The organism is Methylobacterium sp. 142-1Y, assembly GCF_057747795.1.
In genome coordinates this window covers 451119-477204 of the sequence record NZ_CM173224.1, presented here as the reverse complement: position 1 = coordinate 477204, position 26086 = coordinate 451119, and the positions used below count along the sequence as shown (strand labels likewise).

22 protein-coding genes and 1 riboswitch are annotated in these 26086 nt (G+C 72.5%); of the genes, 12 read left to right on the top strand and 10 right to left on the bottom strand.

Annotated features, from left to right (window positions below; genetic code table 11):
• Positions 1 to 164: 164 nt before the first annotated feature.
• Positions 165 to 854: a glutathione S-transferase N-terminal domain-containing protein gene (locus AC3AOF_RS02170; protein ID WP_488347562.1), complete on the bottom strand. Its 690-nt coding sequence runs from the start codon at positions 852 to 854 to the stop codon at positions 165 to 167.
• 163 nt (positions 855 to 1017) lie between these two features.
• On the opposite strand from AC3AOF_RS02170, the gene AC3AOF_RS02165 reads away from it, so the two are divergent.
• The 5 genes from AC3AOF_RS02165 to AC3AOF_RS02145 all read left to right on the top strand — a co-directional run bounded on the left by AC3AOF_RS02165 (position 1018) and on the right by AC3AOF_RS02145 (position 4525).
• Positions 1018 to 1836 carry a tellurite resistance TerB family protein gene (locus AC3AOF_RS02165; protein ID WP_488347561.1) on the top strand — a complete coding sequence of 273 codons (819 nt, stop codon included), beginning with the start codon at positions 1018 to 1020 and terminating at the stop codon, positions 1834 to 1836.
• A 74-nt stretch (positions 1837 to 1910) separates the two neighbouring features.
• Complete coding sequence (minC, locus tag AC3AOF_RS02160; protein WP_488347560.1) at positions 1911 to 2615, top strand: septum site-determining protein MinC; 705 nt, start codon at positions 1911 to 1913, stop codon at positions 2613 to 2615.
• Positions 2616 to 2746: 131 nt separating this feature from the next.
• The gene (minD, locus tag AC3AOF_RS02155) at positions 2747 to 3562 is read left to right on the top strand and encodes a septum site-determining protein MinD (RefSeq protein ID WP_236990910.1); all 816 of its coding nucleotides are present in this window, start codon (positions 2747 to 2749) and stop codon (positions 3560 to 3562) included.
• The gene (minE, locus tag AC3AOF_RS02150; RefSeq protein ID WP_109961197.1) at positions 3559 to 3828 is read left to right on the top strand and encodes a cell division topological specificity factor MinE; all 270 of its coding nucleotides are present in this window, start codon (positions 3559 to 3561) and stop codon (positions 3826 to 3828) included. Before minD ends, minE begins: the two co-directional genes overlap by 4 nt.
• 91 nt (positions 3829 to 3919) lie before the next feature.
• Complete coding sequence (locus AC3AOF_RS02145; protein WP_236990909.1) at positions 3920 to 4525, top strand: hypothetical protein; 606 nt, start codon at positions 3920 to 3922, stop codon at positions 4523 to 4525.
• Positions 4526 to 4595: 70 nt separating this feature from the next.
• Here AC3AOF_RS02145 and AC3AOF_RS02140 read toward each other — a convergent pair whose 3' ends face one another.
• Positions 4596 to 6284: a methyl-accepting chemotaxis protein gene (locus AC3AOF_RS02140; RefSeq protein WP_236990908.1), complete on the bottom strand. Its 1689-nt coding sequence runs from the start codon at positions 6282 to 6284 to the stop codon at positions 4596 to 4598.
• A gap of 605 nt (positions 6285 to 6889) precedes the next feature.
• Here AC3AOF_RS02140 and AC3AOF_RS02135 point away from each other — a divergent pair.
• Positions 6890 to 8803 (top strand): adenylate/guanylate cyclase domain-containing protein, encoded by a 1914-nt coding sequence (locus tag AC3AOF_RS02135; RefSeq protein ID WP_488347559.1) that lies wholly within the window; start codon positions 6890 to 6892, stop codon positions 8801 to 8803.
• A gap of 18 nt (positions 8804 to 8821) precedes the next feature.
• Here AC3AOF_RS02135 and AC3AOF_RS02130 read toward each other — a convergent pair whose 3' ends face one another.
• Positions 8822 to 9085 carry a hypothetical protein gene (locus AC3AOF_RS02130; protein WP_236990906.1) on the bottom strand — a complete coding sequence of 88 codons (264 nt, stop codon included), beginning with the start codon at positions 9083 to 9085 and terminating at the stop codon, positions 8822 to 8824.
• Positions 9086 to 9481: 396 nt separating this feature from the next.
• Here AC3AOF_RS02130 and AC3AOF_RS02125 point away from each other — a divergent pair, with 396 nt between their 5' ends.
• The 3 genes from AC3AOF_RS02125 (at position 9482) to AC3AOF_RS02115 (ending at position 13136) form a co-directional block, all read left to right on the top strand.
• Positions 9482 to 10468, top strand: a complete 987-nt coding sequence (locus tag AC3AOF_RS02125) for a Gfo/Idh/MocA family protein (RefSeq protein ID WP_488347558.1) — start codon at positions 9482 to 9484, stop codon at positions 10466 to 10468.
• A gap of 629 nt (positions 10469 to 11097) precedes the next feature.
• Positions 11098 to 12300, top strand: coding sequence for a glycosyltransferase family 4 protein (locus AC3AOF_RS02120; protein ID WP_488347557.1), 1203 nt, complete (start codon positions 11098 to 11100; stop codon positions 12298 to 12300).
• Between the two features lie 5 nt (positions 12301 to 12305).
• The gene (locus AC3AOF_RS02115) at positions 12306 to 13136 is read left to right on the top strand and encodes a WecB/TagA/CpsF family glycosyltransferase (RefSeq protein WP_488347556.1); all 831 of its coding nucleotides are present in this window, start codon (positions 12306 to 12308) and stop codon (positions 13134 to 13136) included.
• On the opposite strand, the gene AC3AOF_RS02110 is transcribed toward AC3AOF_RS02115, so the two are convergent.
• The 5 genes from AC3AOF_RS02110 to AC3AOF_RS02090 all read right to left on the bottom strand — a co-directional run bounded on the left by AC3AOF_RS02110 (position 13066) and on the right by AC3AOF_RS02090 (position 21220).
• Positions 13066 to 15054 carry a right-handed parallel beta-helix repeat-containing protein gene (locus AC3AOF_RS02110; protein WP_488347555.1) on the bottom strand — a complete coding sequence of 663 codons (1989 nt, stop codon included), beginning with the start codon at positions 15052 to 15054 and terminating at the stop codon, positions 13066 to 13068. The two genes, AC3AOF_RS02115 and AC3AOF_RS02110, sit on opposite strands and share 71 nt — an antisense overlap.
• A 242-nt stretch (positions 15055 to 15296) precedes the next feature.
• Positions 15297 to 17432 (bottom strand): GumC family protein, encoded by a 2136-nt coding sequence (locus AC3AOF_RS02105; protein WP_488347554.1) that lies wholly within the window; start codon positions 17430 to 17432, stop codon positions 15297 to 15299.
• Positions 17433 to 17529: 97 nt separating this feature from the next.
• Positions 17530 to 18900: an O-antigen ligase family protein gene (locus AC3AOF_RS02100; RefSeq protein ID WP_236990900.1), complete on the bottom strand. Its 1371-nt coding sequence runs from the start codon at positions 18898 to 18900 to the stop codon at positions 17530 to 17532.
• A complete protein-coding gene (locus AC3AOF_RS02095) occupies positions 18894 to 20210 on the bottom strand; it encodes a lipopolysaccharide biosynthesis protein (protein ID WP_236990899.1) in 1317 nt (438 codons plus the stop codon). Before AC3AOF_RS02095 ends, AC3AOF_RS02100 begins: the two co-directional genes overlap by 7 nt.
• Entirely contained in the window at positions 20207 to 21220 is a 1014-nt protein-coding gene (locus tag AC3AOF_RS02090; protein WP_236990898.1) for a lipid II:glycine glycyltransferase FemX, read from the bottom strand. Before AC3AOF_RS02090 ends, AC3AOF_RS02095 begins: the two co-directional genes overlap by 4 nt.
• Positions 21221 to 21424: 204 nt before the next feature.
• Between AC3AOF_RS02090 and AC3AOF_RS02085 the strand changes: the two genes are divergently transcribed.
• Together AC3AOF_RS02085 and AC3AOF_RS02080 are read left to right on the top strand one after the other, a co-directional pair.
• Complete coding sequence (locus AC3AOF_RS02085; RefSeq protein WP_488347553.1) at positions 21425 to 22198, top strand: polysaccharide deacetylase family protein; 774 nt, start codon at positions 21425 to 21427, stop codon at positions 22196 to 22198.
• A complete protein-coding gene (locus tag AC3AOF_RS02080) occupies positions 22188 to 23288 on the top strand; it encodes a glycosyltransferase family 4 protein (protein ID WP_488347552.1) in 1101 nt (366 codons plus the stop codon). The genes AC3AOF_RS02085 and AC3AOF_RS02080 overlap by 11 nt, the downstream gene beginning before the upstream one ends.
• Positions 23289 to 23329: 41 nt before the next feature.
• On the opposite strand, the gene AC3AOF_RS02075 is transcribed toward AC3AOF_RS02080, so the two are convergent.
• On the bottom strand, positions 23330 to 23539 hold the full coding sequence (locus tag AC3AOF_RS02075) for a hypothetical protein (RefSeq protein WP_488347551.1): 210 nt from the start codon (positions 23537 to 23539) through the stop codon (positions 23330 to 23332).
• Between the two features lie 423 nt (positions 23540 to 23962).
• Positions 23963 to 24445 (bottom strand): Lrp/AsnC family transcriptional regulator, encoded by a 483-nt coding sequence (locus AC3AOF_RS02070; protein ID WP_236990894.1) that lies wholly within the window; start codon positions 24443 to 24445, stop codon positions 23963 to 23965.
• Positions 24446 to 24580: 135 nt separating this feature from the next.
• Positions 24581 to 24665: riboswitch (ZMP/ZTP riboswitch) on the top strand.
• Positions 24666 to 24709: 44 nt separating this feature from the next.
• Between AC3AOF_RS02070 and AC3AOF_RS02065 the strand changes: the two genes are divergently transcribed.
• The gene (locus AC3AOF_RS02065; protein ID WP_488347550.1) at positions 24710 to 26008 is read left to right on the top strand and encodes a bifunctional folylpolyglutamate synthase/dihydrofolate synthase; all 1299 of its coding nucleotides are present in this window, start codon (positions 24710 to 24712) and stop codon (positions 26006 to 26008) included.
• The last annotated feature ends 78 nt before the right edge of the window (positions 26009 to 26086 follow it).

Genomic DNA, 26086 nt, shown 5'->3' with positions numbered 1-26086 from the left:
CCGAAGTGACACCCGGTTCGGCGACACAATGATGCACAACAAACTGCCGAGCGGGATGGCGCCTGCCATCCCGCTCGGCGAAGGCACGACTCGTAACACGGGAGCCGGGCTCCCGATCCGCGTTCCGGACCGGGGTCCACAGGCAGTTGGCGTACGAGTTCGCGTCAGCCGAAGACCAGCGCCCGCGACCCCTCCCCCATCCGCTCCAGCATCCGCCGGCGCCATGCTTCCACCGGGTCGTCCGGTTCGAGGAGGTCGAGCGCGCTGACGCCGCGGGCCCACAGGAAGGCGCCCATCACCGCGTGGTCGGCGTAGAGCGGGGCGTCGCCGCCGAGGAAGGGCTGGCTGCGCAAAACCGCGCGGACCGGCGCGAGGGTCTTTCGCAATGTGGCAAGCTGCGCCTGCGGATCGGGGCAGACAGCCTCAAGCGGCTTGCCGAACCGGGCCTCGCGGCTGCGGCGGAAATAGGCCCGGTCGGCCTCGCCGAGGTGATGGTGGATGTCGAGGAGCAGGAGCGGCACCAGCGCCGGGTGCAGCACCCCGTCGGTCCAGGCGACGTGGAACCGGGTCAGCGCCAGCCCGGCCTGCCCGCCGAACAGCGACGGCCGGTCCGGATGGGCGGCCTCCAGATGGGCGGCGATCGCCGACGATTCGACGATCGGGCGCCCGTCCTCGACCAGCACCGGCACCTTGTCCGAGCCCGAGAAGTCGAGCGCGTCGGTCTCGGTGAACCGCCACGGCCGGCCCTCGAAGGCGAGGCCTTTGTGCTCCAGGGCGAGGCGGATGCGCCAGCAGAACGGGCTGAAGCGCCGGTCCGGATCGGCTGCGGCGAGTTCGTAGAGCACGCGGGTCAAGGATTGTGTCCTCCGGCGGCGCCCGGGCGGGCCGAGCGGCTTCGCGCCTGCGATCATGGCGGGTGCCGGCGGCGGGGGCAACGCATCGTCGTCCTGCCCTTGGCCGCCCTTGCGGCAGCGCCCGGGCACCCCATCTCGTCGGCTCGTGCCTGAGGGAGCCCCGATGTTCGACGCCAAGCGCCTGCTCGACCAGTTCCTCGGCGGCTCGAGCCGAGGCGGCCCGTTCGGCGGTCATCCCGGCCAAGCCCCTCAGGGACAAGCGCCATACGGACAAGCGCCCTCTCCCCTCGAACAGGTCGCCCGGTCCCTCGGCGGCGGAGGCGGCAAGGCGGCGATCCTCGGCGGCCTCGCCTCGCTGGTCCTGGGAGGCCGACGCCGCGGCGGCGGGTTCGGCATGCCCGGCGGGATTCCCGGGATGGGCGGAGGAATGGGGGCGGGGCGCGCCGGTGGCCTCGCCCTCATCGCCACGCTCGCCTATCAGGCCTACCAGAGCTGGCAGGCGAATCAGGGCCAGCGCGATGCTGCCTCGCCCGCCCGGGCCGGCGGCTTCATCCCCAATGCCGACGAGGCGGCCCGGATGCTCGGCGGCACGCGCTTCATGCCGGCCTCGCCCGCCGAGGAGGAGGACCGCTCCCGGGCGCTGCTCATCGCGATGATCACCGCCGCCAAGGCCGACGGGCACATCGATCAGGACGAGCAGCGCCGCATTTTCGGCGAGATGGACCGCCACGCTCTGGACGCCGACGACAAGGCCTTCCTGATGGACGCCCTGCGCGCGCCGGTCGACGTCGAGGCGGTGGCGCGCCTTGCCCGCAACCCGGAACAGGCGAGCGAGATCTATGCCGCCTCCCTGATGGCGATCAGCGTCGACACGCCCCAGGAGCGGGCCTATCTCGACCACCTCGCCCGCAGCCTCGGGCTGGAACCGGGGTTCGCGCGCCACATCGAAGCCACGCTGTCTTCGGCTTCCGCGCAAAGGTGAACACTTCGTTACCGGCGTTAACCATTCGCTAACCATCAAGCGCGCCTGATGGGCTGGTAACGAGTCGTAAAGACGTGACCAGCCAGACCCAAACCCGCCCGCCGATCCGCTTCCGTGGCCGCTCGTTCCTGGCGGTCGTGTTGGCCCCCGAGGCGCCGATCGAGGATTGGCTCGCCGACCTCGACGCCCTTGCCAGGCGCTCTCCGGCCTTCTTCGCCGGCCGCGCCGTGATCCTCGACGTGACGGCCCTGGCGCCGAGCCGGGACGCACTCAAGGATCTGGTGACCGCCCTCACCGAGCGCGAGATTCCCATCATGGGAATCGAAGGAGCCGGGCTGGGCTCGCTCGGGCCCGGGATGCCGCCGCCGCTCAACGGCGGCCGCCCCTCCGGCGAGGTGGCGATGCCCGGCGAGGCGCCGGCCGCTCCCCCGGTCGAGCGGGTGACGGGCGCGAAGTCGCTGATGCTCGAGAGCCCCGTGCGCTCCGGCCAGGCGATCCTGTTCCCCGAGGGCGACGTGACCGTGATGGGCTCGGTGGCCTCCGGCGCGGAGGTCATCGCCGGCGGCTCGATCCACATCTACGGGGCCTTGCGGGGCCGGGCCATCGCGGGGGCCGCCGGCTCGCCGGGCGCGCGTATCTTCTGCCGCAAGTTCGAGCCCGAACTGCTCGCCATCGACGGCCTCTACCGCATCGCCGACGACATCGACCCCACCTTGCGCGGCCGCGCCGTCCAGGTCTGGCTCGACGGCGACACGATGCGCACCGCCGCGCTCGACTGACGCTCGTCGTTCTTCGTCACCGCCCCGGGGGCCCCGCGGCAACGATCCGCGGACGGGGCGAGCTCCAAGAAAACACACGCAGCGGCCGCGCCGGCCGCGACTTCTCAGATCGAATGGTTCAAGGGGGATCCATGGCCAAAGTCATCGTGGTGACATCCGGCAAGGGAGGGGTGGGCAAGACCACCACGACGGCGGCTCTGGGTGCCGCCCTGGCCAAGACCGGCCAGAGCGTCTGCGTCGTCGACTTCGACGTGGGCCTGCGCAACCTCGACCTCATCATGGGCGCCGAGCGCCGGGTGGTCTACGACCTCATCAACGTCGTCCAGGGCGACGCAAAGCTGCCGCAGGCGCTGATCCGCGACAAGCGCATCGACACGCTGTCGCTGCTGCCCGCCTCGCAGACCCGCGACAAGGACGCGCTCACCGACGAGGGCGTCGCCCGCGTCATCGGCGAGCTTCGCGAAAAATTCGACTGGGTGATCTGCGACAGCCCGGCCGGCATCGAGCGCGGGGCGACGCTCGCCATGCGCCACGCCGACATCGCCGTCGTCGTCACCAATCCCGAGGTCTCCTCGGTGCGCGATTCGGATCGTATCATCGGGCTGCTGGATTCCAAGACCGAGCGCGCGGAAAAGGGCGAGCGGCTGGAGAAGCACCTGATCCTCACCCGCTACGACCCCAACCGGGCCGAGCGCGGCGAGATGCTGAAGATCGACGACGTGCTGGAGATCCTGTCGATCCCGCTGCTCGCCGTGATCCCGGAGAGCGAGGAGGTCCTGAAGGCCTCGAACCTCGGCAGCCCGGTGACCCTGAACGCGCCCCAGAGCGCCCCGGCCCGGGCCTATGCCGACGCCGTGCGCCGCCTCAAGGGCGAGACCGTGGCGATGACCGTGCCGAGCGACAAGCGCTCGCTCTTCGGCAAGCTGTTCACCCGGAGGGCGGCATGAACCTGCTGAGCTTCCTGTCGCGGCGCGGAACGGCGCCGGTGGCGCGCGAGCGCCTTCAGATCCTGCTGGCCCACGAGCGCACCGCCTTCGGCCGCTCGGACCTGGTGGCGATCCTGCGCGAGGAGATCCTCGCGGTGATCGCCAAGCACGTCGCGATCGACCAGGAAAAGGTGAAGGTCACGATGGAGCGGGGCGACGCCGTCTCGACCCTCGGCGTCGACATCGAGCTTCCCGACAACAAGGTCGCCCGGCTCGCCAGCGCGTGACACCCCGCCCGACGGTCGCCGCGAGCGCCGGAGCGCGATATAGCGCGGTCCGGCACGGGGATCCCGTGCCGGACCGGAAGAGGTCGAGGTCATGCCGGACGCGCCCACCATCTACGCCAACACCCTGATGGCCTTGAGCCTGCGCCGGCCGGGCATCCTGCAGGTCACCCTCGGCACCGCCGGCTTCAGCGGCGACGAGATCGAGGTCGCCCTGCGGCTCGCCGTGCCGGAAGACACCGCGGTCGAGCTGGTCGAGGCCCTGGTCGAGGGATTGCAGGCCGCCGCCGAGGAGAACGAGGACGACGACGAGACCCCGGAGCCCTACGAGGCCTCGGTCGGCGACGTCGCGACCGCGGGGCTTCTCGCCACGACCCTCGCCACCGCCATGGGCGACGCCCTCGACCTCCTGGCCTCGCGTCCCGACTTCCTCGAGCGCCTGGGCGAGATCGAGGCGCGCGCCGTGCTGACCACGCGCAACTCCGTCTCCGAGGGCGTCTCGGTCGACGACGAGGCCAAGGCGGTGCGCGACACCGTCGCGGTGCTCCAGAGCCTGTTCGCCCAGTGGCGCAAGGACCACGTCCCGCCGGCCCCTCCGGCCGGGGATGCGCCACCCCCCGACTCTCCCACCGGCGACACGCCAAAAGACGACAAGCCAAAAGACGACTTGCCAAAAGACGACTTGCCCCCGCAGGCTTGAGCGCACGCGACAGCAGCCGGCCCGGGACCGCCCCGGACCGGCCGGCCCGCATCGGGTCCGAACGGTAGCCTCAGGCCGCCCGCACGGTCACGAGGAAGCGGTGCACCTCCTGCGAGAGATGCTCCGACTGGCGCGACAGGTCCGAGGCCGAGTTGAGCACCCGGGTCGCCGCCATCCCGGTCGATTCGGAAGCCTGGGCCACGGTCGAGATGGTGCCGGTCACCGCGCTCGTGCCGATGGAGGCCTGCGAGACGTTGCGGACGATCTCCTGGGTCGCCGCGCCCTGCTGGGTGACCGCTGCCGCAATCGAGGTCACCACGCTGTCGATCTCGCGGATCCGGGCGGTGATGGCGCCGATCGCCCCCACGGTCTGGTCGGTCACGCCCTGGACCTCGCCGATCTGCCGGGCGATCTCCTCGGTCGCGCGGGCGGTCTGGTTCGCCAGTTCCTTCACTTCCGCGGCGACCACCGCGAAGCCGCGGCCCGCCTCGCCGGCCCGGGCCGCCTCGATGGTGGCGTTGAGCGCCAGCAGGTTGGTCTGGCTGGCGATGTTCGAGATCAGCCCGACCATGTCGCCGATGCGGGTCGAGGTGGTCTTCAGCGCCTGGACGAGCTGGCCCGTCCTGTCGGCCTCTCCGACCGCGGCCTGGGCGAGGCCGGCCGAGCCCTCGACCTGGCGGCCGATCTCGGAGATCGACGCGCCGAGTTCCTCCGCCGCCGCCGCGACGGTGCCGACATTGGTCGCCGCCTCCTCGGCCGCCGCGGCGACGCTGGTCGATTGCGACGCCGTCTCGGCCGCCATCGAGGACATCGAGCGGGCGGTGGCCTGAAGCTCGCCGGCGGAAGCGGACACCGTGCGGACGACGTCGCCCACCGCCGCCTCGAAGCTGTCGGCCAGCTCCAGCGTGGCGCGCTGCCGGGCCTCGGCGGCGGCCGCATCGGCGATCTGGCGACGCTCGGCCTCCTCCGCCGCCTTGCGGGCGACCATCGCCTTGATGGTCTCGACGGCACGGCCGAGAGCCCCGATCTCGTCGCCGCGCCGGCTTTCGGCGATGGTGGCATCGACGTCGCCGGCCGCCATCCGCTCCAGCACCGCGACGAGCCGCAGGATCGGCCGCTGGATGTTGAGCATCAGCACCACGATCGCGCCGAGCAGGCTCAGCAGCATCGCCGCCCCGGCCAGCAGGCCGATCCGCGTCGCCGAGGCGATCCGCTCGGACGCCGCCGTCATCGCGTCGTGGGTGAAGCGATTGGCGTTCGCGACCGATTCGCCGATGGTCTTCTCGGCCCGCCCGAGCAGGGCGGCGATCCGGTCGCGGGACGCAGCCGCTGCCGTGGCGTCGACCGGCCGGCCATAGAGATCGGGCCGGCCCTGCTGCGCGAAATCCTTCACCGCGGCGGCAAGCTCCCGCACGCTGCGCTCGCTCTCGCGCAACACGTCCGGCTTGAGGGCGATGGCGATCGGCCGCTCCAGCCCCTTGGCGGCGGCGTTCGCCTCGTCGAACGCCGCCGCCACGGCCGCGTCGGCCGCCGCCGCGTTGCGCGCGAGATCGACGGTCCTGTAGCTCAGCTGAAGACGGCTGACCGCGAGCTGCGCCTGCGAGATCCCCCGCAGGATGGTCTCTTCCCGCGCCACCGCGTCGTTCGCCGCGCTGATCTCGGTATTGCTCGACCATTGATTGTAGACTGCGCCGCCGACGAACACGGCCGTCACGGCGGATGATAAAGCCAGCTTTCGCCCGATGCTGAGCTTGAACATCGCTTGACCCATATTGTCATGGATGGGAGGAATATATGATCGGAACAAGGTTGGAGTTATTTTCTTAAAAAATTATTTTCAGGCGCGAACGGAACATCGGCGATATTTTTCGAACCTCTAGGGAACCAAATACGGATCCTGTGCGGCAGCAGCGGAAATGGCTCGAGCCTGCCTCGGTCGGCGGCATGCCCCCGTCCACGCCGCACCGGCCGCGCGGCGTCGGTCACATTCCGCGATTTTCAAATTCGATCGAGACCGGCCGTCCCGCCTAACGCGTTCGGGACATGTTACCGGGACGCAATCTTCCGGTATTCCCACCATGCTATCGGCACAGCCACGCTGATGCACAGTTTTCGGCCCGGGATCGGTGCAGACGTCGATCTACCCCGCGTCGTCGATATCGCTCGGCTCGCTCTCGAGGCTCGGACATGCCGGGAATTTCGGGCAATACCGACCCTGGCAAGACAATGGAGGCCGCACTTGATAAGCGTATACATGATCGATGCTTTGTCACGGAACGTCTCGTCTTGCCGGATACGACCGTTCGACAACGCGGAGCGTACGGGGCGCAGAGCCGTCATGGCTTACAGCGTGGACAAATCGCCATGAGCGAGCGGACGAGCAGGTCTGCCGCGACGGAGTGGCCGATCCCGGAACGTCGTCCGGCGGCGATCTTCGCCGCCGACATCGCCGGCTACTCCAAGGCGATGCATGACGACGAGCGCGGTGCCATGCGGGCCCTCCAGGCGACCCGCAAGATCGTCGACCGCCTGATCTCGGCGCATCGCGGGCGGATCGCCAACACGGCCGGGGACAGCGTGCTCGCCGAATTCGCCCGCGCGACGGATGCCGTCGCCTGCGCCGTGGCCATCCAGCGGGCGCTGGCCGAGGCCGACGGGGATGCGGGGCGGTTCCGCCTGCGCATCGGCATCCATCTCGGCGACGTGATGGTGCACGAGGGCGACCTGTTCGGCGACGGCGTCAACATCGCGGCCCGCCTGCAGGCGGCGGCGGAGCCCGGGGGCTTGCGCCTGTCGGAAGCCGCCTATCGGGACGTGAGCGACCGGCTCGACATCCGCTTTGCCGATCTCGGCACGCAGCGGCTGAGGAACATCGCACGGCCGGTGCGCATCTATGCGGTGCCGTCGCCGGAGGCGGCCGTGTCGCGGGTCTGGCTGCCGCGGCCCGTGCTCGTCGCCCTCGCCGCCCTGCTCCTCGCGGGCCTCGGCCTCGCCGGAACCCTGGACTGGCCTCACGTCGCGCCCAGGCGTCAGGAGAGCCTTTCCCCGAGCGTTTCGCGAATCCCCTCGGGCGACCCGGCGCGGCCGCCTCTGTCCCTCGTCGTCCTGCCGCTCGCCAACCAGAGCGGCGATCCGGAGCAGGATTACCTCGCCGAACAGATCGCCGAGGATCTCTCCGCCGATCTCGCCCGGGCGCCCGGCACCTTCGTCATCGCCCACGGCACGGCCCGGTCCTACGAGGGGCGGCCGGTCGAGCCTCGCGCCGTCGGCCGGGAACTCGGCGTGCGCTACGTCGTGCAAGGCAGCCTGCGCCACAGCGCCGAGCAGGTGCGCTTCGCCGTGCAGCTCACCGACGTCGAGACCGGTGCCGCCCTCTGGGCCGACCGCTTCGACGGCACGCGCGCCGACCTCGCCGCCGCGCAGGACGCCCTCGTCGCCCAGGTCGGCCGGACGCTCGGCATCCGCCTCCTGGAGGCCGAGACGCAAGGGCGCGCCGGCCACCCGGCCGATGCGGTCGACCTCGTGATGCGCGGCCAGGCCCTGCTCAACCGGCCCTTCGCCCGGGAGAACCATGCCGGGGCCCGGCCCCTGTTCGAGCGCGCGCTGGCCCTCGATCCCGGCAACACCCACGCCTGGCTGGGCCTGGCCGAAGTGCTCGTCGACGGGGTGCTGAACGGCTGGACGGGCGAGCGCGAGACCGACCTCCACCGGGCCGAGCAGGCCGTCGCCGCCGTGCTGCAGGGCGACCCTACCCATCCGTTCGCGCATTACCTGCGCGGCGAGACCCTGCGCGCCCGGGCCCGCTACGAGGAGGCGCGGGCCGCCTTCGACCGGGTGCTCGCCCTCAACCCGAGCTTCGCGCGGGCGCATGCCTATCGCGGGCTGATCCACATCTTCCTCGGCCGGGCGGAGGAGACCGAAGCGGACATCGCCGCCGCCCTCCGTCTCAGTCCGAAGGATCCGCTGGTCGGCGCGTGGCTGGCGCGGGACGGGCTGGCGAAGCTCCATCTCGGCCGGGACGAGGCGGCCATCCCGGCCTTGCAGCGCGCGGCGGCGGTGAACCCGCTCTTCGACTTTCCGCATCTCTATCTCGCCTGCGCTTACGCGCGGCTCGGCCGGGAGGCGGAGGCGCGCGCCTCCCTCGCCCGGTTCCTCGAGCTGCGGCCCGGCTACACGGTCGCCCGCTACCGCACGCTCACCTCCGGCGATCCGACCTTCCTCGCCCAGCGCGAGCGGATCTACGACGGCTTGCGGCGCGCCGGCCTGCCGGAGCGGTAGTCTCGCGGTTCCGAGGCGTCAGCGCCAGCCGCGCAGGTCGTTGGTGCCGCGTGGATCCTGGGCGTCGCGGCCCGGGACCGGCGGCATCCGGGTCGTGAAGGCCGGGGCGCGGCTCGCCCCCGGATCGACCGTGTTGATGTCCGCGAGCAGCAAGGTCGCCACGGAGGCGCCGAGCCCGGTGATCACGAAGCCGTAGATCACGGCGCGGGGCGCACCGAAATGCCGAACGATCAGCGCGACCGACACGGCGACGGCGAGGAACCCGACGGCATTGTGCCACATGCGAACAGTCTCTCCCGGAGCGGGACACCCGATTTCCCGCGCGCAGGAGGGGTGCGAGCGGCGTGCCGACAAGGCCGGTGGTTAACGCTGCGTTATCCCTGACGGCAACCCTCGACGCCGCGCGCCACCACCGCTCCCCGTGCATTGCTCGCCACCAGAGCATTTTCCGACGAAGTGGATGCCGGTTCGTCGCAGAAAATGCGGCAAAATCAGAGACCTAGAGAGCTTCGCGGTTGCAACGCGATCGTGAAGTGCTCCAGGCGGCCATGGCCACGGCGCGTTCCCTCGCCGCCTGTTCGGCCTTATGACGGGCGCAACCCCGCTGGAGCAGCGTCCGGTCGCATTGCGACCGGACGCTGCTCCAAGACTTCGTCGGAAAACGCTCCGGGAGCCCCGATGCGCCAGCCCTCCTCACCCCTCGCCCTCGGCATCATCGGCGCCGGCATCATGGGCGAGCGCATGCTGAACGCCGTCCTCGGGCAGGACGAGGCCCCGGTCCGCGTGGCGGCCCTGTGGGACCCGGACCCGGCGGCGCGGGCCCGCATCGCCGCGCGCTTCCCCTCGCTGCCGCTGGTGGTGGAGGCCGGCGCCGTCGTCGCGGCGAGCGAGTGCGTCTACATCGCCTCCCCGCCCGCCTCGCATCTCGGCCACGCCCGGACCGCCTTTGCCGCCGGACGGAGCGTGTTCTGCGAGAAACCGCTCGCCGTCGACCTCGCGGAGGCGCGCGACTTCGTGGCGACGGCCGGCGCGCGCGGGGCGGTGAATTTCCCCTTCGCCTCGTCCCTCGGGGTCGCCACCCTGGCGCAATGGATCACCGAGGGCGCGGTCGGCACGCCGCGACGCCTCACCATCGAGGTCGCCTTCGCGCGCTGGCCGCGGGGCTGGCAGACGGACGCCGCGGGCTGGCTCGACGCGCCGCAGGAGGGCGGCTTCACCCGCGAGGTGGTATCGCATTTCCTGTTCCTCAGCCGCCGCCTGCTCGGGCCCCTGCAGGGGGTTCAGGCGCAGGCGGTGTTTCCGGAGCCCGGCCGGTCCGAACGCGCGGTCGATGCCACGTTCCGGGCCGGGGCGGTGCCGGTGGTCCTGCGCGGGCGGGTCGGCGAGACGGCGCTCGACGACCACAACACCTGGACGCTGGAGGGCGAGGCCGGCAGCGTGCGCCTGCGCGACTGGGCGATCGCCGAGCGGCAGGGGCCTGACGGCACCTTCGCGCCCGCCCCCGACGCGATCCCCAACGAGCGCGCCCGACCCATCGCCCTGCAGCGCCAGCTCGACGGCGTGGTGCGGATGACTCGTGGCGAACCCCATTCGCTCGCCACGTTGGGCGAAGCGCTGGAGGTGCAGGAGGTCGTCGAGGCGATCCTGGCCGGGGGACGGTCGTGAGGATTGGCGCCCGGATCTGACGGCCCGGACATCGCGTCACACCCGGGCGGCCGGCCGGGCCGGCGACGCGTGCCGGCCCCCCGCATGGCCTGACGGCATCCGGGCCGCTCCCGAATGCGGGCAGGTCGCTGCGATCACGGCGAAATTCCCCTCGACCGGCGAGTTCGGACAGGATCGTGAGGAACGGTTCGTCGCGGATCGAATCGAGAGGATGGGGCACGTCGAAACGAGCCGCCGCATTCAGGTCGGTAGTCCTCCGCAACTGAATTTCCAGCACGTAACGCGTTATTTCCATATCGGTCGGTCGGCCGCCGGCCCGGATCTGTTCAGTATGACGGCGGCGTCGGGCCGGATGATCTCGCCGTGGGATCACTCCAGCTCGACACGATGAGCAGTATATTTTCTTGAGCAGGTCGGCGGAGCGCGGAGGTCGGGATGAGAGCGGCGACGACCAGGGTGGCACGGATCGGCCATGACGGTGCGTCCCTGCGCGCACCCGCCTCGGCAGCGAAGGGCTGTTCAGAGAATGAACAGGCGCGGGTTCTCCCGTCTCCCCGCGGGCGACGCGCCGTCCGGGAAAAAGATTGGCGCGGGTTTCCCCCTGCCCCCTCTGCGGGCTGGATCCCCCGATGACCGCCGGCACACGTCCCCTCCGCATCCTCCTCGCCCATAACCGCTACCAAGTCCGCGGCGGCGAGGATGCCGCCGTCTCCCGCGATCTGGCCGCCCTCGAACGGGCGGGCTGCGCGGTCGAGGCGGTGTTCCTCGACAACGAGGCGATCGATTCCGGCCTCGCCCGCCTCCGGGCGGCAGCGGCGGCGACGCATGCGCCCGACGGCATCGCCCGGGTGATGGCGGCGGCGCGCCGCTTCGGGCCGGACGTGGTCCACGTCCACAACTTCTTCCCGCTGCTCTCGCCGGGCATCCATGCCGCGGCGCGGGCGGCCGGCTGCGCCACGGTGCAGACGCTGCACAATTACCGCCTGATCTGCGCCAACGCCTTCCTGATGCGCGATGGCGCGCCGTGCGAGCTCTGCGTCACCGGCTCGCCCTACCGGGCGGTGCGGTTCGCCTGCTACCGCGGCTCGCGGGTCGGGTCGCTCGCGGTCGCCCGGATGATCGACCGTCACCGCCGGGCCGGGACCTGGGAGCGGGACGTCGATCGCTTCATCGCGCTCACGCCCTTCGCCCGCGAGCGCTTCGTCGCGGCGGGGTTCCCAGCGGAAAAGATCCGCATCCGGCCGAACGGGCTGCCCGATCCGGGTCCGCCCGCGGATGGGCCGCGCCGGAATCTCCTCTATGTCGGCCGGCTCAGCCCCGAGAAGGGCGTGACCGTCCTGGCCGAGTCCGCCGCCCTGGCGGGCATGCGGGTCACGGTGATCGGCGAGGGGCCGCTCGCGGGTGCACTTGCCGGCCATCCGGCCCTCGACCTGAGGGGCGCCCTCCCCCCGGACGCGGTCCAGGCCGCGATGGCGCGGGCCTGCGCCCTCGTCGTGCCGTCGCTCTGGTACGAGGGCCTGCCGATGGTGGTGGCGGAGGCCTTCGCGGCCGGCACCCCGGTCGTCGCCTCGCGCATCGGGGCGCTGGCCGGCCTCGTCGACGACGGCGCGACGGGGCTCCTCGCCGAGCCGGGCGACGCCGCCGACCTCGCGCGCACGCTGGGCCGCATCGCCGGCGACCCCGCATCGGCCGCCGCGATGGGGCGGGAGGCCCGCGCCGTCTACGAGCGCGAGTGGCACGAGGACGTCACCACCCGCACCCTCCTCGACATCTACCGCGACGCCGTCGCCGCCCGCGCGGCGGACGCGCCGCTCGCCAGAACGGGAACCTGACCTCAGTGGCACACGACCCCCTCGTCCCCTCCTTCACGATCGGCGGCGTGCCGGTCTCGGCCACCGACATGGACGGGCTGATCGCGGCCGTCGGGCGCCGGCTCGCCGCCGGGCCGGGGCAGCCCGGCACCTTCGTGGTCTTCCGCGATGCCCACGGCGTGGTGCGCTCGCAGAAGGACGAGGCTCTGCGCGCCGCCCATCACGACGCGCTCCTCGTCTGCGCCGACGGCCGCCCGGTGAGCTGGATCGGCCGCTGGCGCGGCCTTTCCACCACCCAGCAGGTGCCGGGGATCGAATCGGTCGAGGCCGTGTGCCGGGCCGGCGCGGACAAGGGCTGGCGCCACTACTTCCTCGGCGGGGGCGAGGGCGTCGCGGACCTGCTCGCCACGACGATGCGGGCCCGGGTGCCGGGCCTCCAGGTCGCCGGGGTCGAGACGCCGCCCTTCCGCCCCCTCACCGAGGCCGAGACCGAGGCGATGCGCGCGCGCATCCGCGCCTCGGGGGCGCAGATCGTCTGGGTCGGCCTCGGCACCCCGAAGCAGGAGATGTTCATGGCGGCGCATGCCCCGCACCTGCCGGGCACGATCGCCATGGGGGTGGGGGCCGCCTTCGACGTCGCGACCGGGCGCATTCCGCGGGCCCCGAAGATGCTCCAGGTCGCCGGGCTCGAATGGGCCTACCGCCTCGCCCGCGAGCCGCGGCGCCTGTGGCGGCGCTACCTCGATACGATCCCGCGCTTCCTCATGATCGCGGCGCGGGACGCGATCAGCGCCCGAAAGGCGCCCCGGCCGTCGCAGACCGGCGCATCCGGTCGAACGGGATCGTCGGCAGCCTGATCCCGCTTCCCGCGGCGAGCCCGGCGAAATCCGCCGGGTCCACCGAGGTTCGCGCCAGCACCGCCAGATCGGCGGGGCTCGTCACCGGGCCGCGGTTGCGGGCCAAGGTCTGCTCGGCCGCCTCGCCGCCATCGGTGAAGCGGGGCGGATCGCCCAGCACGATCAGGTTGTCGGTGATGACGTTGCCGGTCGCGATCGCCGGGCGGTCGTAGAGCAGGCCGGAGAGCCGCGGGTAGCGCGCCCGCCAGACGGGGGATTCCACCGGCATCGCCGCATAGGCGGCGCGCAGTTGCGATTGCGGATCGGTGACCGCGTCGCGGGCCCAGGTCTGCCCGCGGGAATCGACGTGGATCGCCGGGCTCGACGCGACGAAGACGTTGCCCTCGACGCGGTTGTCGCGCCCGCCGCCGAGGAAGACCGGCTGGTCGACCCGCAGGAAGAGGTTGCCGGTGACGGTGAACCCGCTCGCCATGTCGTCGAGATAGACGCCCTTCACCTCGGTGTCGGGCCCGCCCCGGATGTCGTGCAGGAAGTTGTCGGCGATCACGCCGCCCCTGGCGGTCCAGTCCCGACCGGAATAGATCGCACCGGTATCGGTGGCACCGGCGAGCAGGTTCGCGATTTCGTTCCCGGTCACCCGGTGATCGTTGCCGCGGATATGGACCGCGTAGGCCGGCGAATCGTGGATGTAATTGCCCGTCACCTCGGCGCCGACGCCGTCGAGGGCGACCGCCGGGTGTTGCGTCGCTTCCCGGCGGGCATAGCCGGTGAGGCGGCTATCGCGCAGGAACAGGCCGCCGGGGGTCAGCGTGCGCCGGTCGCCCCCCGAGAGCACCACGCCCTCGGCACCGGTCCCGGCAATGTCGCAGCGTTGGAGCCCGCTGTCGTGCGCCCCGGTGAAGACCGCCCCGCGCCCGCCGGTCAGCGAGAGCACGCTGTCGGCGATCACCACGTCGCGCCCGCCGCGGACGCTGACGAGATCGCCCCGGGCCATCGCGAGGCGCACCGATTCGACCCTCAGGTGGGACGCCCCCTCGACCGACAGCAGCGTCTCGGCGACCGACACCTCGACCGTTTCCTCGCGCCCCCGCGGCCAGGCGAGCAGGATTCCGGCCTTCGCGTCCCGCCACCACGTCCCGGGTCGGTCGAGGCCGGCCAGCAGGTGGACGAGGCGGACGGGCGCGCCCGGGCGGATGCCCTCGTAGGGCATGCGGTCGAGGGTGAGCCGAACGCCTGTTCCCTTCGGAACGGTGCGGAGCACCGGCAGCGCCTCGAACAGCCAGCCCCAGCGCCAATACCCCTCCGCCCACAGGTCGGGCTCGTCGCGAAGCGCGCCCGGCGGAAGATTCGCCACGGTGAAGGCCGGCCCGTCGCCGCCCTCCGCCTCGGCGAAACCCTCCGCCGGCCAGCGCGCCGGATGCATCGCGCCCTCGCCGTCGAAGACCTCGAAGGCGGGAGGCGTCGGCGGGCCGTCGAGGACGATCGGCGCCTGGATCCGGGCCGGGGCCCGGACCGCCGCGGGCAGCCGGTAGGCCCGGACATGGCCCCGCGCCGCCGCCGGCAGGCGGGCCGCCAGCGCCGGATCGAGGGGGACCGGGGCGAGCTGCCGGCTGCCGACGAGGCGGGCCGACCCGTCGGCGGGGCCGCGGATCACCAGCGGCGCCCCGGCGCTGCCGCCATCCCGGCTTCCGAGCCGCACGGGGGCAGCGAGGCGGTGGGTGCCGGAGGACAGCGCGACCACGATCGCCGCCCGGGGATCGCGGGTGCGGCGTCGGCGGGCCTCGCTCAGGGCCTCGGCGAGGGTCGCGGTGCCGCCGGGCGTAAGGGTCGCGTCCTCGGCCGCGACCGGGATCTCGATCGGGGCGGCCATGGAGGGAGCGGAGGTGAGGAGCGCTGCGAGGACGAGCAGGGTCCGCATGGTGGTGGGTCTCGGAGCCTGTCGGGTTCGGGGGGCGGGATGCGGTCCTGTCGCGCTCATTCCTCGGATATGAGGCGTCCTCCCGTGCCGCCTGTAGGGAGGGGTTATGGAGCTCGAAGATCCCGCATGGGGGTGGTGCAGGAGGCACCGCACAGCCATGCGCGGCACCACCCCCACCCCTGACCCCTCCCCACAGGGGGAGGGGAAAGTGCCTTTTCTTCAGACGATTTGGCTGGTTTTCCCTACTCCCGCAAATCCGCATCCGTCACCACCACCCGCGCCCGCCGGCCCGGGCCGATCGCCTTGAGCGCCCGGTCCACCGCGGAGAATCGGCTGCGCCGGGCGCTGACGGCGAGCAGCAGCATCGGGATGCGCTCCTCGGCGATCAGGCGCTCGGTCACCACGTCGCCGCCGACGAGGCCGAGATCGACCACGACGAGGTCGGCGTCGCTGCGCAGGAGCGCGTCGGCGAGATTGCCGGCGAGGTCCCGCGGCAGGTCGGCGGGGCGGGGCAGCACCCGCAATCCCGAGGGAAGGGTCACCAGGGCGTCGCCGAGGGGCGTACGGCTGCGCAACAGGCCGGCGAGGTCCCGGGGCGCGGCGGCACCGAGGTCGCGGGTGAGCCCCCCCTTCGGGTCGGCATCGACCAGGACCACCCGCTCGCGGTCCGCCGCCGCCGAGAGGGCGAGCGAGCGGGCCAGCACCGACTTGCCGATCCGGTCGTCGCCCGCGGTGACGAGGACGACGAGGGGCTTGGCACCCGGCTCGGCGGCGGCGAGGCGATGGCGCAGTCGCGCGACGGCCACATCGTAGGGCACGTCGCCCCGGGTGCTGCCGAAATCGGCCTTGAGGGTGGCGGCGCTCGCGGCCTTGCGCGGTGCCCGCGGCAGGGCGTCGAGCCCGGTGCGGCCGAGATGGCCTTCCAGACGCCGGCGCGAGCGGACGCGGCCGGCGAGCAGTTCGAGCGCGAGGGCGCCGACGAGGCCGAGGCCCAAGCCGGCGACGAGGGCGGCCGCGACCAGCACCGGCGTCGGCGGGCCGATGCGCTTCTCCGGCGGCGAGGCCTGGGAGATGATCCGCGAGGCCGAGGTGTCGAGGCGCTGCTGCTCCTGCAACTCGCGAGCCCGGACCAGGAAGGCCTGGTAGACAGAGCGGCTCGCATCCGCCTGGCGCTCCAGTTCGCGCAGCTGCACGAAGTCGTCGCCGACCTTCAACGCCTCGGCCTTGCGCCGCTCCAGGGTCGTGCCGAGGACCTTGGCGCTCGCCTGGGCGGCCTCGAAGTCGTTGCGGCTCGCCGCCGCGATGCGGCGGATCTCGGCCTCGATCGCCGCGCGCAGGGCCTTTTCCTGCACCACGGCCGCCATGTAGCTCGGATGGCGCTTGCCCAGCGTCTCCTCCGCATCGGCGCGCAGGCGCTCGACGCCGGCGAGCTGGCTGCGCAGGCTCGTGATGGTCGGGTTGGTGACGATCTCGTTGGCGGAATCGAAGCGGCCGCCGCTGATCACGCCCTCGACCTGGCGCATCCGGGCGCCGGCCTCGAGGGCCTTGGCCCGGGCGGCGCCGAGCTGCTCGCTCAGCTGGGTCAGCTGCTGCTCGCTCACCAGCTGCGAGCGGGTGCCGACGAGGTTGTGCTTGGCCCGGAAGGCCTGCGCCTTGTCCTCGGCCTTGCGCAGGTCGTCGCGCAGCTGGGCCAGCCGGCTCTCGATCGCCTCGCCGGCCCGGCGGGTCGTCTCGGAGCGGGTGGCGGCGTCGCGGGCGAGGTAGGTCTCGGCGATACCGGTCGCGAGGCGGGCGGCCTTCTCGCGGTCGTCGGAGGTCACGCCGAGCTCCAGCACGAAGCTGCGCTCCAGCCGCCGCGCCCCGACCCGGTCGCGCAGGATCCGGAGCGCCGTCAGCCGGGGATCGACCGCCGGATCGGTGCGGCCGGTGAAGCGGGCGATCAGCGCCTTCGCGGCACCGATCAGGGTCTCTCGACCCTGGAATTCGGGATCCTTCGCGAGGTCGAACCGGTCGACCACGCGGCCGAGCACATCGTCGGAGGTGAGCACCCGGAGCTGGCTGTCGACGAGGAGGAGGCTGGCGTCGCTCGCCTGGTCCGGCGGGGTCAGCCCATCCTTGACCACCTGCAGCCCGCGCGGATCGATCAGGATCTGCGTCGAGGCGGCGTAGAGCGGCGGGTTCAGGTGCATCCAAGCCGCGGCGAGGCCGAGGCACAGGAGGACGGGCAGAAGCACCGTGAGCCAGCGCAGCCGCATGGTGCGCAGGATCTCCCGCGGATCGAGGAACCAGGGCTCCCGCACGCCCTCCCCGTATTCCAGCCCCTCCCGCGGGGCGGCCCCGACGAGCAGCCCGTTGCGGACGTTCTCGACCATGGTCATGATGGGCCCAAGGCTCCCGAAAGGCTCTCGCTGCGGGCCGGTCCCGTTCCATTCCGGGACGACCGGAGGGGACGACGGTCCGTTTCCCCGAGTCGCTTCAAGCGGCGGGCCAAGCCTGTCCCGTCCCGCGCGGGGACGGGACCGGGGCGACGTCCCTCCAGCCCGCCTCGGCCTCGCGCCGCGCCGCCCGGGCGCAGGCGAGGGCTGCCACGTAGGCCAGCACGTTGACGTTCCAGTCCTGGAACAATCCGGGTGTCGTCAGCCCGTTGAGGGCGAGCATCAGGATCAGGCAGGCGACGATCCGGCGGGTGCCGCGGTCGGCGCGGGCGGCGAAGCGGATCGGCTCGATCAAGGTCAGGACCGCGAAGGACAGGCCGATGATCCCGGTGCCGGCCCAGGCGCTCAGGAACATGTTGTGCGAACTCGTGATGAACACCGCGTCACGGCCGAGTTCGTCGGCAAGTTCGGTGGTCGGGATCAGGAGCTGGATGAAGCGGTCGGCGGCCGAGAAGCCGGAGCCGAGCAGGCGGTCCTGCGTCGCCGCGATGAAGGTCGGCCAGAACTGGCCGCGGCCGGTGGCGTTGGCGAGTTCCACCTTCGGCTTCTGGAGGATGACCGAGAGGGCGTCGAGGAGCCCCGGAAAGCTCGACAGGCCGACCATCAGGAACAGGAACACCGCGATCGAGGCCAGCGCCAGCACGATGCCGGCGACGCGGATACCCGGACGGCGCGAGGCGATCATCAGCGCCGGCCCGACCGCGATCAGCGCGCCCGTCGAGGCGGCCGAGCCCGCGATGACGAAGCCGGCCGCGGCCAGGACCAGGTAGCGGCCGCGGCGGCGGTTGGGCGGGCCGAACCAGGCGGCAAAGCCCAGGAGCGCGCAGACCAGCGGCATCATGTTGTTCTTGGCCGAGGAGAACACGATGCCGGAGGCCAGGCTCTGGAGGATCTCGGGCGTCACCGAGACGAGCCAGGCGAGCGTCACGATGGCGAGGATGTCGGCCAGCCGATGCCGGATGTCAGGCCGGTCGAAGATCAGGATCGACGAGAGGGTGAACACCGCGAGTTCCGCGGTGCGGTAGAGCGTGTAGGTCGGGACGATCGACCAGGCGGCGCTCACCCCGTTCATGACGATCATCAGGGTGAACGGCAGGTAGGGCATCGCGAAGGGCAGGAGCAGCACGCGCCGGTCGGCCGCGACCTTCACGAACAGGTAGAGGGCCGTGAGGCCGGTAAGCACGATGGTGACGACGTTCGAGGCCGTCAGCCCCTGCTCCAGCACCGCGTTGCCGTCCTCGCGCGGAACCGTGAAGACGAGCGGCATGAAGGCGAAGACCACCGTCAGCGCCAGCGGCCAGAACAGGGGCGCGCCGCCCGACGGCGGATGCGTCTCGAGGCGGCGGCGCAGGACCGGGTAGGCGAGCGTGAACCAGGTCGCGGCCGCGACGGCGATGAGGGCGTTCAGCATCGATCCGGCCTTTTTGCGGGCGCGCCCGGTCCGGCGGGGTTCGGGGATGGTCCGTCCAAAGGGGGGACCTCGCTCCGGGCGAGCGCCGTCAGCAGGGCGACCAGTGACGCGCCGTGGCCGATCGCCACCGCCGCCGCCGCCCCGACGGCCCCGTAATGGTCGAGGAGCGGGCGGATCAGCACCAGGGAGACCGGCAGGCTGACCAGGAAGGCGCGGAAGATGACGTCGGTGCGGCGCCGGGCCCGGAAGACCTGCCCCACCATGTCGCGCAGGAAGATGAAGACGACGCCGAGCGCCAGCCAGCGCAGGCAGGGCGCATAGGGAACGTAGGGCGCGCCGAAGACGAGGCGCAGCCAGAGTTCGGCCGGGATCGCCACCAAGGCGAGGAGGAAGCCGACCGGAACCCCGAGCCGGCCGGCGACGCCGAGCAGATAAGCCCGGAGTGCCGTCTCGCCGCCGGCCTCGTAGGCCCGCCCCGCCCCCGTCGGCACCACGTTCTCGGTCGCGGTAAGCATCAGGAGGACGATGCCGACGAGGTACTGGGCCGCCCTCAAGCCGCCGAGGGCCTCGTCGCCGAGCGCCCCGCCGGCCAGGATCCAGACCAGCTGCTCCTGCCCGAAGGTGACGAGGACCACCGGGAGGAGCCAGCGCGCCATCTGCCAGTGGCGCGAGGCAGCGGCGGCGAGGTTCCGGCGCCCCGGCTCGACCGCCCACCCGACGATGACCGGCAGCGTCGTGAGAAGCGCCGTGACGGCCAGGAGCCCGACGAGCTGGGCCGCATCGAGCGGCGCCCCCATCGCCCACGACCCTGCGACGGCGACCGGGAAGGCGGCTGCCCGGGACAGGTCCATGACGAGCGCCCGGGGGCCGGCCCCGGAGGCGAAGAGCAGCCGCCGTGCTGTGAGCTGCAGGTTCTGCCCCAGGGTGAGCGCGCCGGCGGCGGTGACGAGGTCGAGCGGCACCGCCTCGCCCCGGAGGGCGAAGTAGAGCGCGAGCGCCCCGGCGACGCCCAGCGCCAGGAGGGCCCCGAGGACCAGGGCCCCGGCGAGGATCGCGGCGGCGTAGCGGCGCGGGCTGCGCGCCGCGGCCGCGAGCGTCATCATCGGCGCAGTCACGAGGGCGTTGTGGACGGCCTGCGCCACGCCGCCGAAGATCAGAACCAGGGCGAAGCGGCCGAAATCCTCCATGTCGACGAGGCGGGCCGCCGCGATGCCGGCGAGGAAGCCGAAGCCGCTCACCGCCCCCTGGTCGAGGAGGGAGAGCAGGGACGGGCCGCGCAGGCGCGCGAGAAGCGAGGCGGGCCGCATCATCGCGCCAGCACCAGGCAGGCCGCCGCCGCGACGAGGCGGCTGCGGGCGTAGATCCAGAGCGGGCCGCTCGTGACCGCGTGGCGGGCGAATCCGCGCTTGAAATCGTAGACGCCCCGGTTGGCCGCCGGATCGATGCCGCCGACATCGAAGACCCGGTGGCCCGCCTCGGCGGCGCGGCCGAGGCAGCACCAGACCGCCAGATAGGCCGCGCCGTTCAGGTTGGCCCGTTCCGTCGCGGCGGTGAAGAAGGCGGTGGTGCGGTCGCGGCCGAGATGGAGGAGGCGCACCAGGCAGGGCTCGTCGCCCTCCCGGACCTCAAGGATCGGCTGGCGCGGGTCGCCTGCGACGAGGTCGCGGTAGGCCGCGCAGTCGAAGCGGCTGGGAAACCCCTTGCGGGCCTTCAGGGCCGCGTACATCGCCGCGAAGGCATCGAACGCGGCGAGCCGCTCGGCCGGATCTTCGAGGAAGCGCGCCGTCAGGGCGGGATTGCGCAAAGCCTTGCGCAGGGCCTTGCGCCAGCGCCGGTCCATGCCGGCCAGCACCGCATCGAGGCCGCGGCTGAGGTCCACCTCCAGGGTGTGCCGGCGCGGCGCAGAGACCGGCCGGAAGCCCGCCGTCAACAGCCCGAGCAGGACGCCGGGGCTCGCGGCCCGGTCGAGATCGACGACCAGGAGGTCGAGGGGCGATGGGGCGATGTGGCCGATGAGGCGGCGGATCACGGATTCTCCGCGGCACTCGCCCTCCCGGGTCAGGAGGGGGCCGCCCTGGACGTAGATTTGCCTTGAGGGCCCGCGCCGGCGGATCTGGACCTGGGCCAGGCCGACCAGCCGCTCGCGCTCGTCGACGACGCTCAGCCGCTCGATCCGGGCGCCGCGCCGGTGCTTGTAGACGCCCCATCCGGACGCGGCGAAGATCGTGCCGCCGGGCTGCGCCCAGACGAGGTCGTCCCAGGCCGAGACATCCTCGACCAGTACGATCCGTAGTCCCGTGTCGCGCCTAGCTCTGGTCATGGGGTCTCCGTGCCAGGACGGGACGATCCCCACCGGCGCCGCCCAGGCGACGCAAGGCGCGCACCGTGCGTGGGATTGTGCGTCTTGCACCGGAATCGGTTGATGACGATCGATCGGCCGGGCCCTACGTTGTCTTCTTGCTTGCTCGCGTGTCGGGCCGGTCCCACCCTCGTCCGGACGAGCGCCTTTGGACCGACGGGCGGGATGCCGCAACCCTTCAAGACCATCGCCCGCGACCACCCGGTTCTCCGGGCCCTTCTGCTGCGCGGCCTCGCGCGGTGGCGCCGCCTCGCCCATGCCCCGCCGGGCCTCTACACACTGTGCTACCACCACGTTCCGGAGCATCACCGCGCCGGGTTCGCGGCGCAGATCGGTTACTTGCAGCGCCACGGCCGCTTCGTCGGGGCGGACGAGGCGCTGACGCTGATCGAGTCGGGTGGGATCAAGGGGGAGCGACACTTCCTCGTCACCTTCGACGACGGCTATGCCGATACGGTCGAGGTCGCGCTGCCGGTGCTGCGCGCGGCCGGCGTGCCGGCGATCCTGTTCCTCGTCGGCGACTGGCTCGACGCCCCCCCGGCGAGCCCGCCCGGCCCCTATGCCGGCCGGGCCCTGGTGGCCGAATGGCTCGCCGCCGGCATGGAGATCGGCTCGCACAGCGCGAGCCATGCCCGCATCGCCACCCTGGACGACGCCTCGGCCGAGCGGGAGATCGCCGGGTCGAAGTTAGCCCTCGAAGCGGCGACGGGCCGACCGATCCGGCACTTCGCCTGCCCCTGGGGCGTCGCGGAGCGCGACTACCGGCCGGCCCGCGACCCGGCCCTGGCGCTGGGCACCGGCTATGCCAGCTTCTTCACCACCCGCCGCGGTGTGGCCACCGGCGCCGACGACCTCGCGACGATGCCCCGCCACGTCCTCGAACCGGAATGGCCCCTGCACGAGCTCGACGCCCTGATGGGAGCCCCCCGTGTCCGCTGACCGTCCCATCGTGGTGGTGACCGGTGCGCTCGCCCCCTACACCCAGGTGCTCTACCGGGCGCTCGCCGCCGCCCTCGACCGACCGTTGACCGTGCTCGCCTGCGCGGCCCGGGAGCCCGCCCGCCAATGGGAGCTGGCGGCCGCCGACGGCTATCGCTTCGCCGTGCTGCCGGGCCTGCGCTGGCACCGGGACGCGGTGCGCAACCTCTACGTCAATCCGGGCGTCGTCTCGCGTCTCGCGGGCTTGCGGCCCGCGGCGGTGATCCTCAACGACTTCTCGCCCACCATGGCGATGGCGGCGCTGGCAGCCAGGGCCCTGGGCGTCCCCTACGCCATCCGCACCGACGGCGTGCCGGAGACCGATCCCGGCGCCCGCTCCCCGGCGCACCGGGCCTTGCGCCGCCTGATCGTGCCGGGCGCCGCCTTCGGCCTCGCCCCGAGCGAGGGCAGCCGGACGCTGCTGTCGACCTACGGGCTCGCGTCCGAGCGGATCCATCGCGCACCGCTCTTCCCGGCCTGGGAGGCGGCGGCGTCCCTGCCCGATCCCGAGACGCGGCCCTACGACGTCCTATTCTGCGGCATCCTCAACGAGGAGGTGAAGGGCGCGCGCTTCTTCACCGACGTGATGCGGGCCTGCGCCGAGGCCGGGCGCCCGTTGCGGGTGCGGGTGGCCGGCGACGGGCCGCTCCGCGCCGAGATGGCGGCGCGCCTCGCCGAGGCCGGGATCCCGGCCCGGTTCGACGGCTACCTCTCGCAATCGGCCCTCGCCGAAGCCCACGCCTCCGCCCGGCTGCTGCTGTTCCCGAGCCGCGGCGACGTCTGGGGCATCGTGGTCAACGAGGCGTTGCAGAGCGGCACCGCCGTGCTCGCCTCACCCCATTCCGGCGCCGCCCGCGAGATGCTGGAGGCGCGCGGCTGCGGTACCGTACGGCCGATGGACGTCGCGGATTGGGCCCGCACCGCCCTGGCGCTCCTCGACGATCCCGGACGGCGGACCGCCTTGCGGGAGACGGCCGGTCGGGTCCTGCCGGATTTTACGCTGCGTCGTGCGGTCGAGGGATACCGGGCAGGGTTGTCGTCGGTGGGCTGAGGCGCGCCGGCCCGAGCGCCCGGGAGCGGAATGACGGCGCCTCACGCCCCTCCCCGATCCAGCCCCGCGGCGGCGAGCAACGCCCGGTCGAGGCCGTCGCCGCCGGCCGAAAGGGCCTCGCGCAGGGCGGCCTCGTCGGCATAGATCATCACGTCGCAGGCCTCGTAGGCCGGATCCGTCCCGAGATGCAGGCAGGTCCGGATCACGTAGCCTTGGTCCGGCGTGAGGTAGAGCGTCTGCGTGACCGGCACGGGATCGCCGGGCGGGCTCGCCGTCCGGCCGATCGGAACGGCGAACAGGCTTACCGGGTCCAGGGCGGACGCACCGGGCGTCGCACGCGGCGCAGCATCCCGGGCCTGAGCCGGATTCCGGCTCGATGGCGGCGTTCGGCGATGAGGCTCGCGGCGGTCGGGCATCGTCATCCTATTATCTCGGATTTCGGGCAATCGTCTCGAGTAGGGGCGGTCGAATTACACCTCACGATCGCGGCTTGATGTCGATAAAACAACTTTAGGTTTCATCGATGCATTGGCATTGTCCATACGGATTGCCGGTTCACAGAGTGATCACAGCATAATCCGGCGTTCACCACACCTTCATTCGTGGGCATGACTGGCGCGTGAGGCGGATTATCACGGTTAAATTGTATGCAGGCGCGGGGTGCGGCCGCGTCGTCACGCCTCGGGCGCGGGCCCGTCGAGAGGTGCGATCGGCTCGTCCTTGATCTGGTCGAGGGCGAGCGCGGTGCGCACCGTGCGCACGTTGGGCAAGCCGGTCAGATGGCCGACGAGCTGCTGGAAGGCGCCGAGGTTCGGCGCGACGCATTTGAGCAGGAAGTCGGTCTCGCCCGAGAGCGTCCAGCATTCCCGCACCATCGGCCAGTCGCGCATCTGCGCCGCGAAGGCGGCGAGGTCCGCCTGGCCTTGCGCAGCGAGCTGCACCATGGCGAAGCAGACCACCTCGTAGCCGAGCGCCTTCGGCTCCAGGAGGGCGCGGTAGCCGCGGATGATCCCGGCCTCCTCCAGCGCGCGGACCCGGCGCAGGCAGGGCGGTGCCGACAGGCCGACCCGGCGGGCCAGTTCCACGTTGGTGATGGAGCCGTCGGCCTGCAGCTCCCGGAGGATCGCCCAGTCGATGGCGTCGAGGCGGGCGGGCAAGGCGGCGTGCGATCCTGGCAGCGGGCGGGAGCCCCGGTGAGTAGCCGCCCGCCGGGGCCGGCACAAGGTGACGCGACGGCGAAGGATCGTCGGTGAGCCATCGGTTGCCCGCCGCCGGCTCGTCTCTTATGGGGGGCTGTCCCGCGTGACTGGCGAGGTTCAAGGTGGTCCAACCACCGGGGAGCGCGGGACGTCGCTGCCGCTCGCCTGGGCACCCTCCCCGCACCGACCGACGGGTGACCCGTGACGCCGATGTCTTCGCCCTTGCCTTCAAGTTCCGACGCTTCTTCCCTGCCCGCCGTCCTGGACCGCCTCGACCGCCTGACCGACTGGGAAAAACGGCCGCGGGGCGGGATGCGGGTCGGGCTCGATCCGATGCGCGACCTGCTGGCCCGGCTCGACGCGCCGCAGGCCTCCTTGCGGGTGATCCATGTCGGCGGCACCAAGGGCAAGGGCTCGGTCTGCGCCCTGATCGAGGCCGGGCTGACGCGCGCGGGCCTGCGGGTCGGGCGCTACGCCTCGCCGCACGTCGAATCGGTGACCGAGCGGGTCTGCCTCCAGGGCCGGCCGGTGGCGGAGGCCATTCTCGCTCGCGCGCTGACCCGCGCGCTCGATGCCCACGAGGCCGCGCGCCGCGCCGGTACGGCGGGCGCGGACGCGACCTGGTTCGACGTGCTGACCGCCGCCGCGCTCACCATCTTCGGCGAGGCCGGGCTCGACTGGGCGGTGATCGAGGTCGGTCTCGGCGGGCGCCTCGATTCGACCAATGCCGTGGAAAGCGAGGTCGCGGTCGTCACCAACGTCGCCCTCGAACACACCGAGATCTTAGGCAACACCCGCGCGGCTATCGCCGCCGAGAAGGTCGGCATCCTCAAGCGCGGGGCGGCGCTCGTCACCACGCTCGGCCCCGACGACGAGGCCGGGGCGGTCGCGGCTGCCTGCGCCGCCGCACTCGATTGTCCGGTGCTGCGGCCGGCGATTCCGCCGGAGGCCTCGATCGACGAGGAGAACGCGGCGCTCGCCGGCCTCGTCCTCGACCATCTGGGCACAAGCGGCGCGCGCGGGCGCGACGGCACGCCCTTGCACGCCGGCCTCCTCGACGCGGCGGCCCGCGACGGCGCCCGCCTGCCGGGGCGGCTCGAGCGGCGGCGGATCCGGACCGCCCGCGGCGCGGTGCCGGTGGTGCTCGACGGCGCCCACGTGCCGTTCAACCTCGCGGCGGTCCTGCGCGACCTCGCCCGCGCGCCCGATCTCTGCGGCCCCTGCATCGCGCTCGTGGCGATGGCGGGCGACAAGGACGCGGCGGGCTTCCTCACCGTGCTCGCTCGGCACGCGGAGGCGGTCGTCTGCACCGAGATGCCCGAGCGGCGCGGCCACGCCGCCGCGGCGCTCCGGGCGCTGGCCGTCGCCGAGGGGCTGGAGGCCGAGGCGGCGGCGGCGCCGGACGTGGCCATGGCGCGGGCCGCCGGCCTCGCGGCCGATCGGGGCGGCTGGCTCCTCGTCACCGGCTCGCTCCACCTCGTCGGCGCGCTGCGGGCGGCAACCGAGGCCCCGGAGGCCTGAGCGGACGAAGCGTTGGCCTGCCAACGCTTCGTCCGCTTGGATCCTTGTTTTGCCGCAGATTTTTCCGCAAAACCGGCA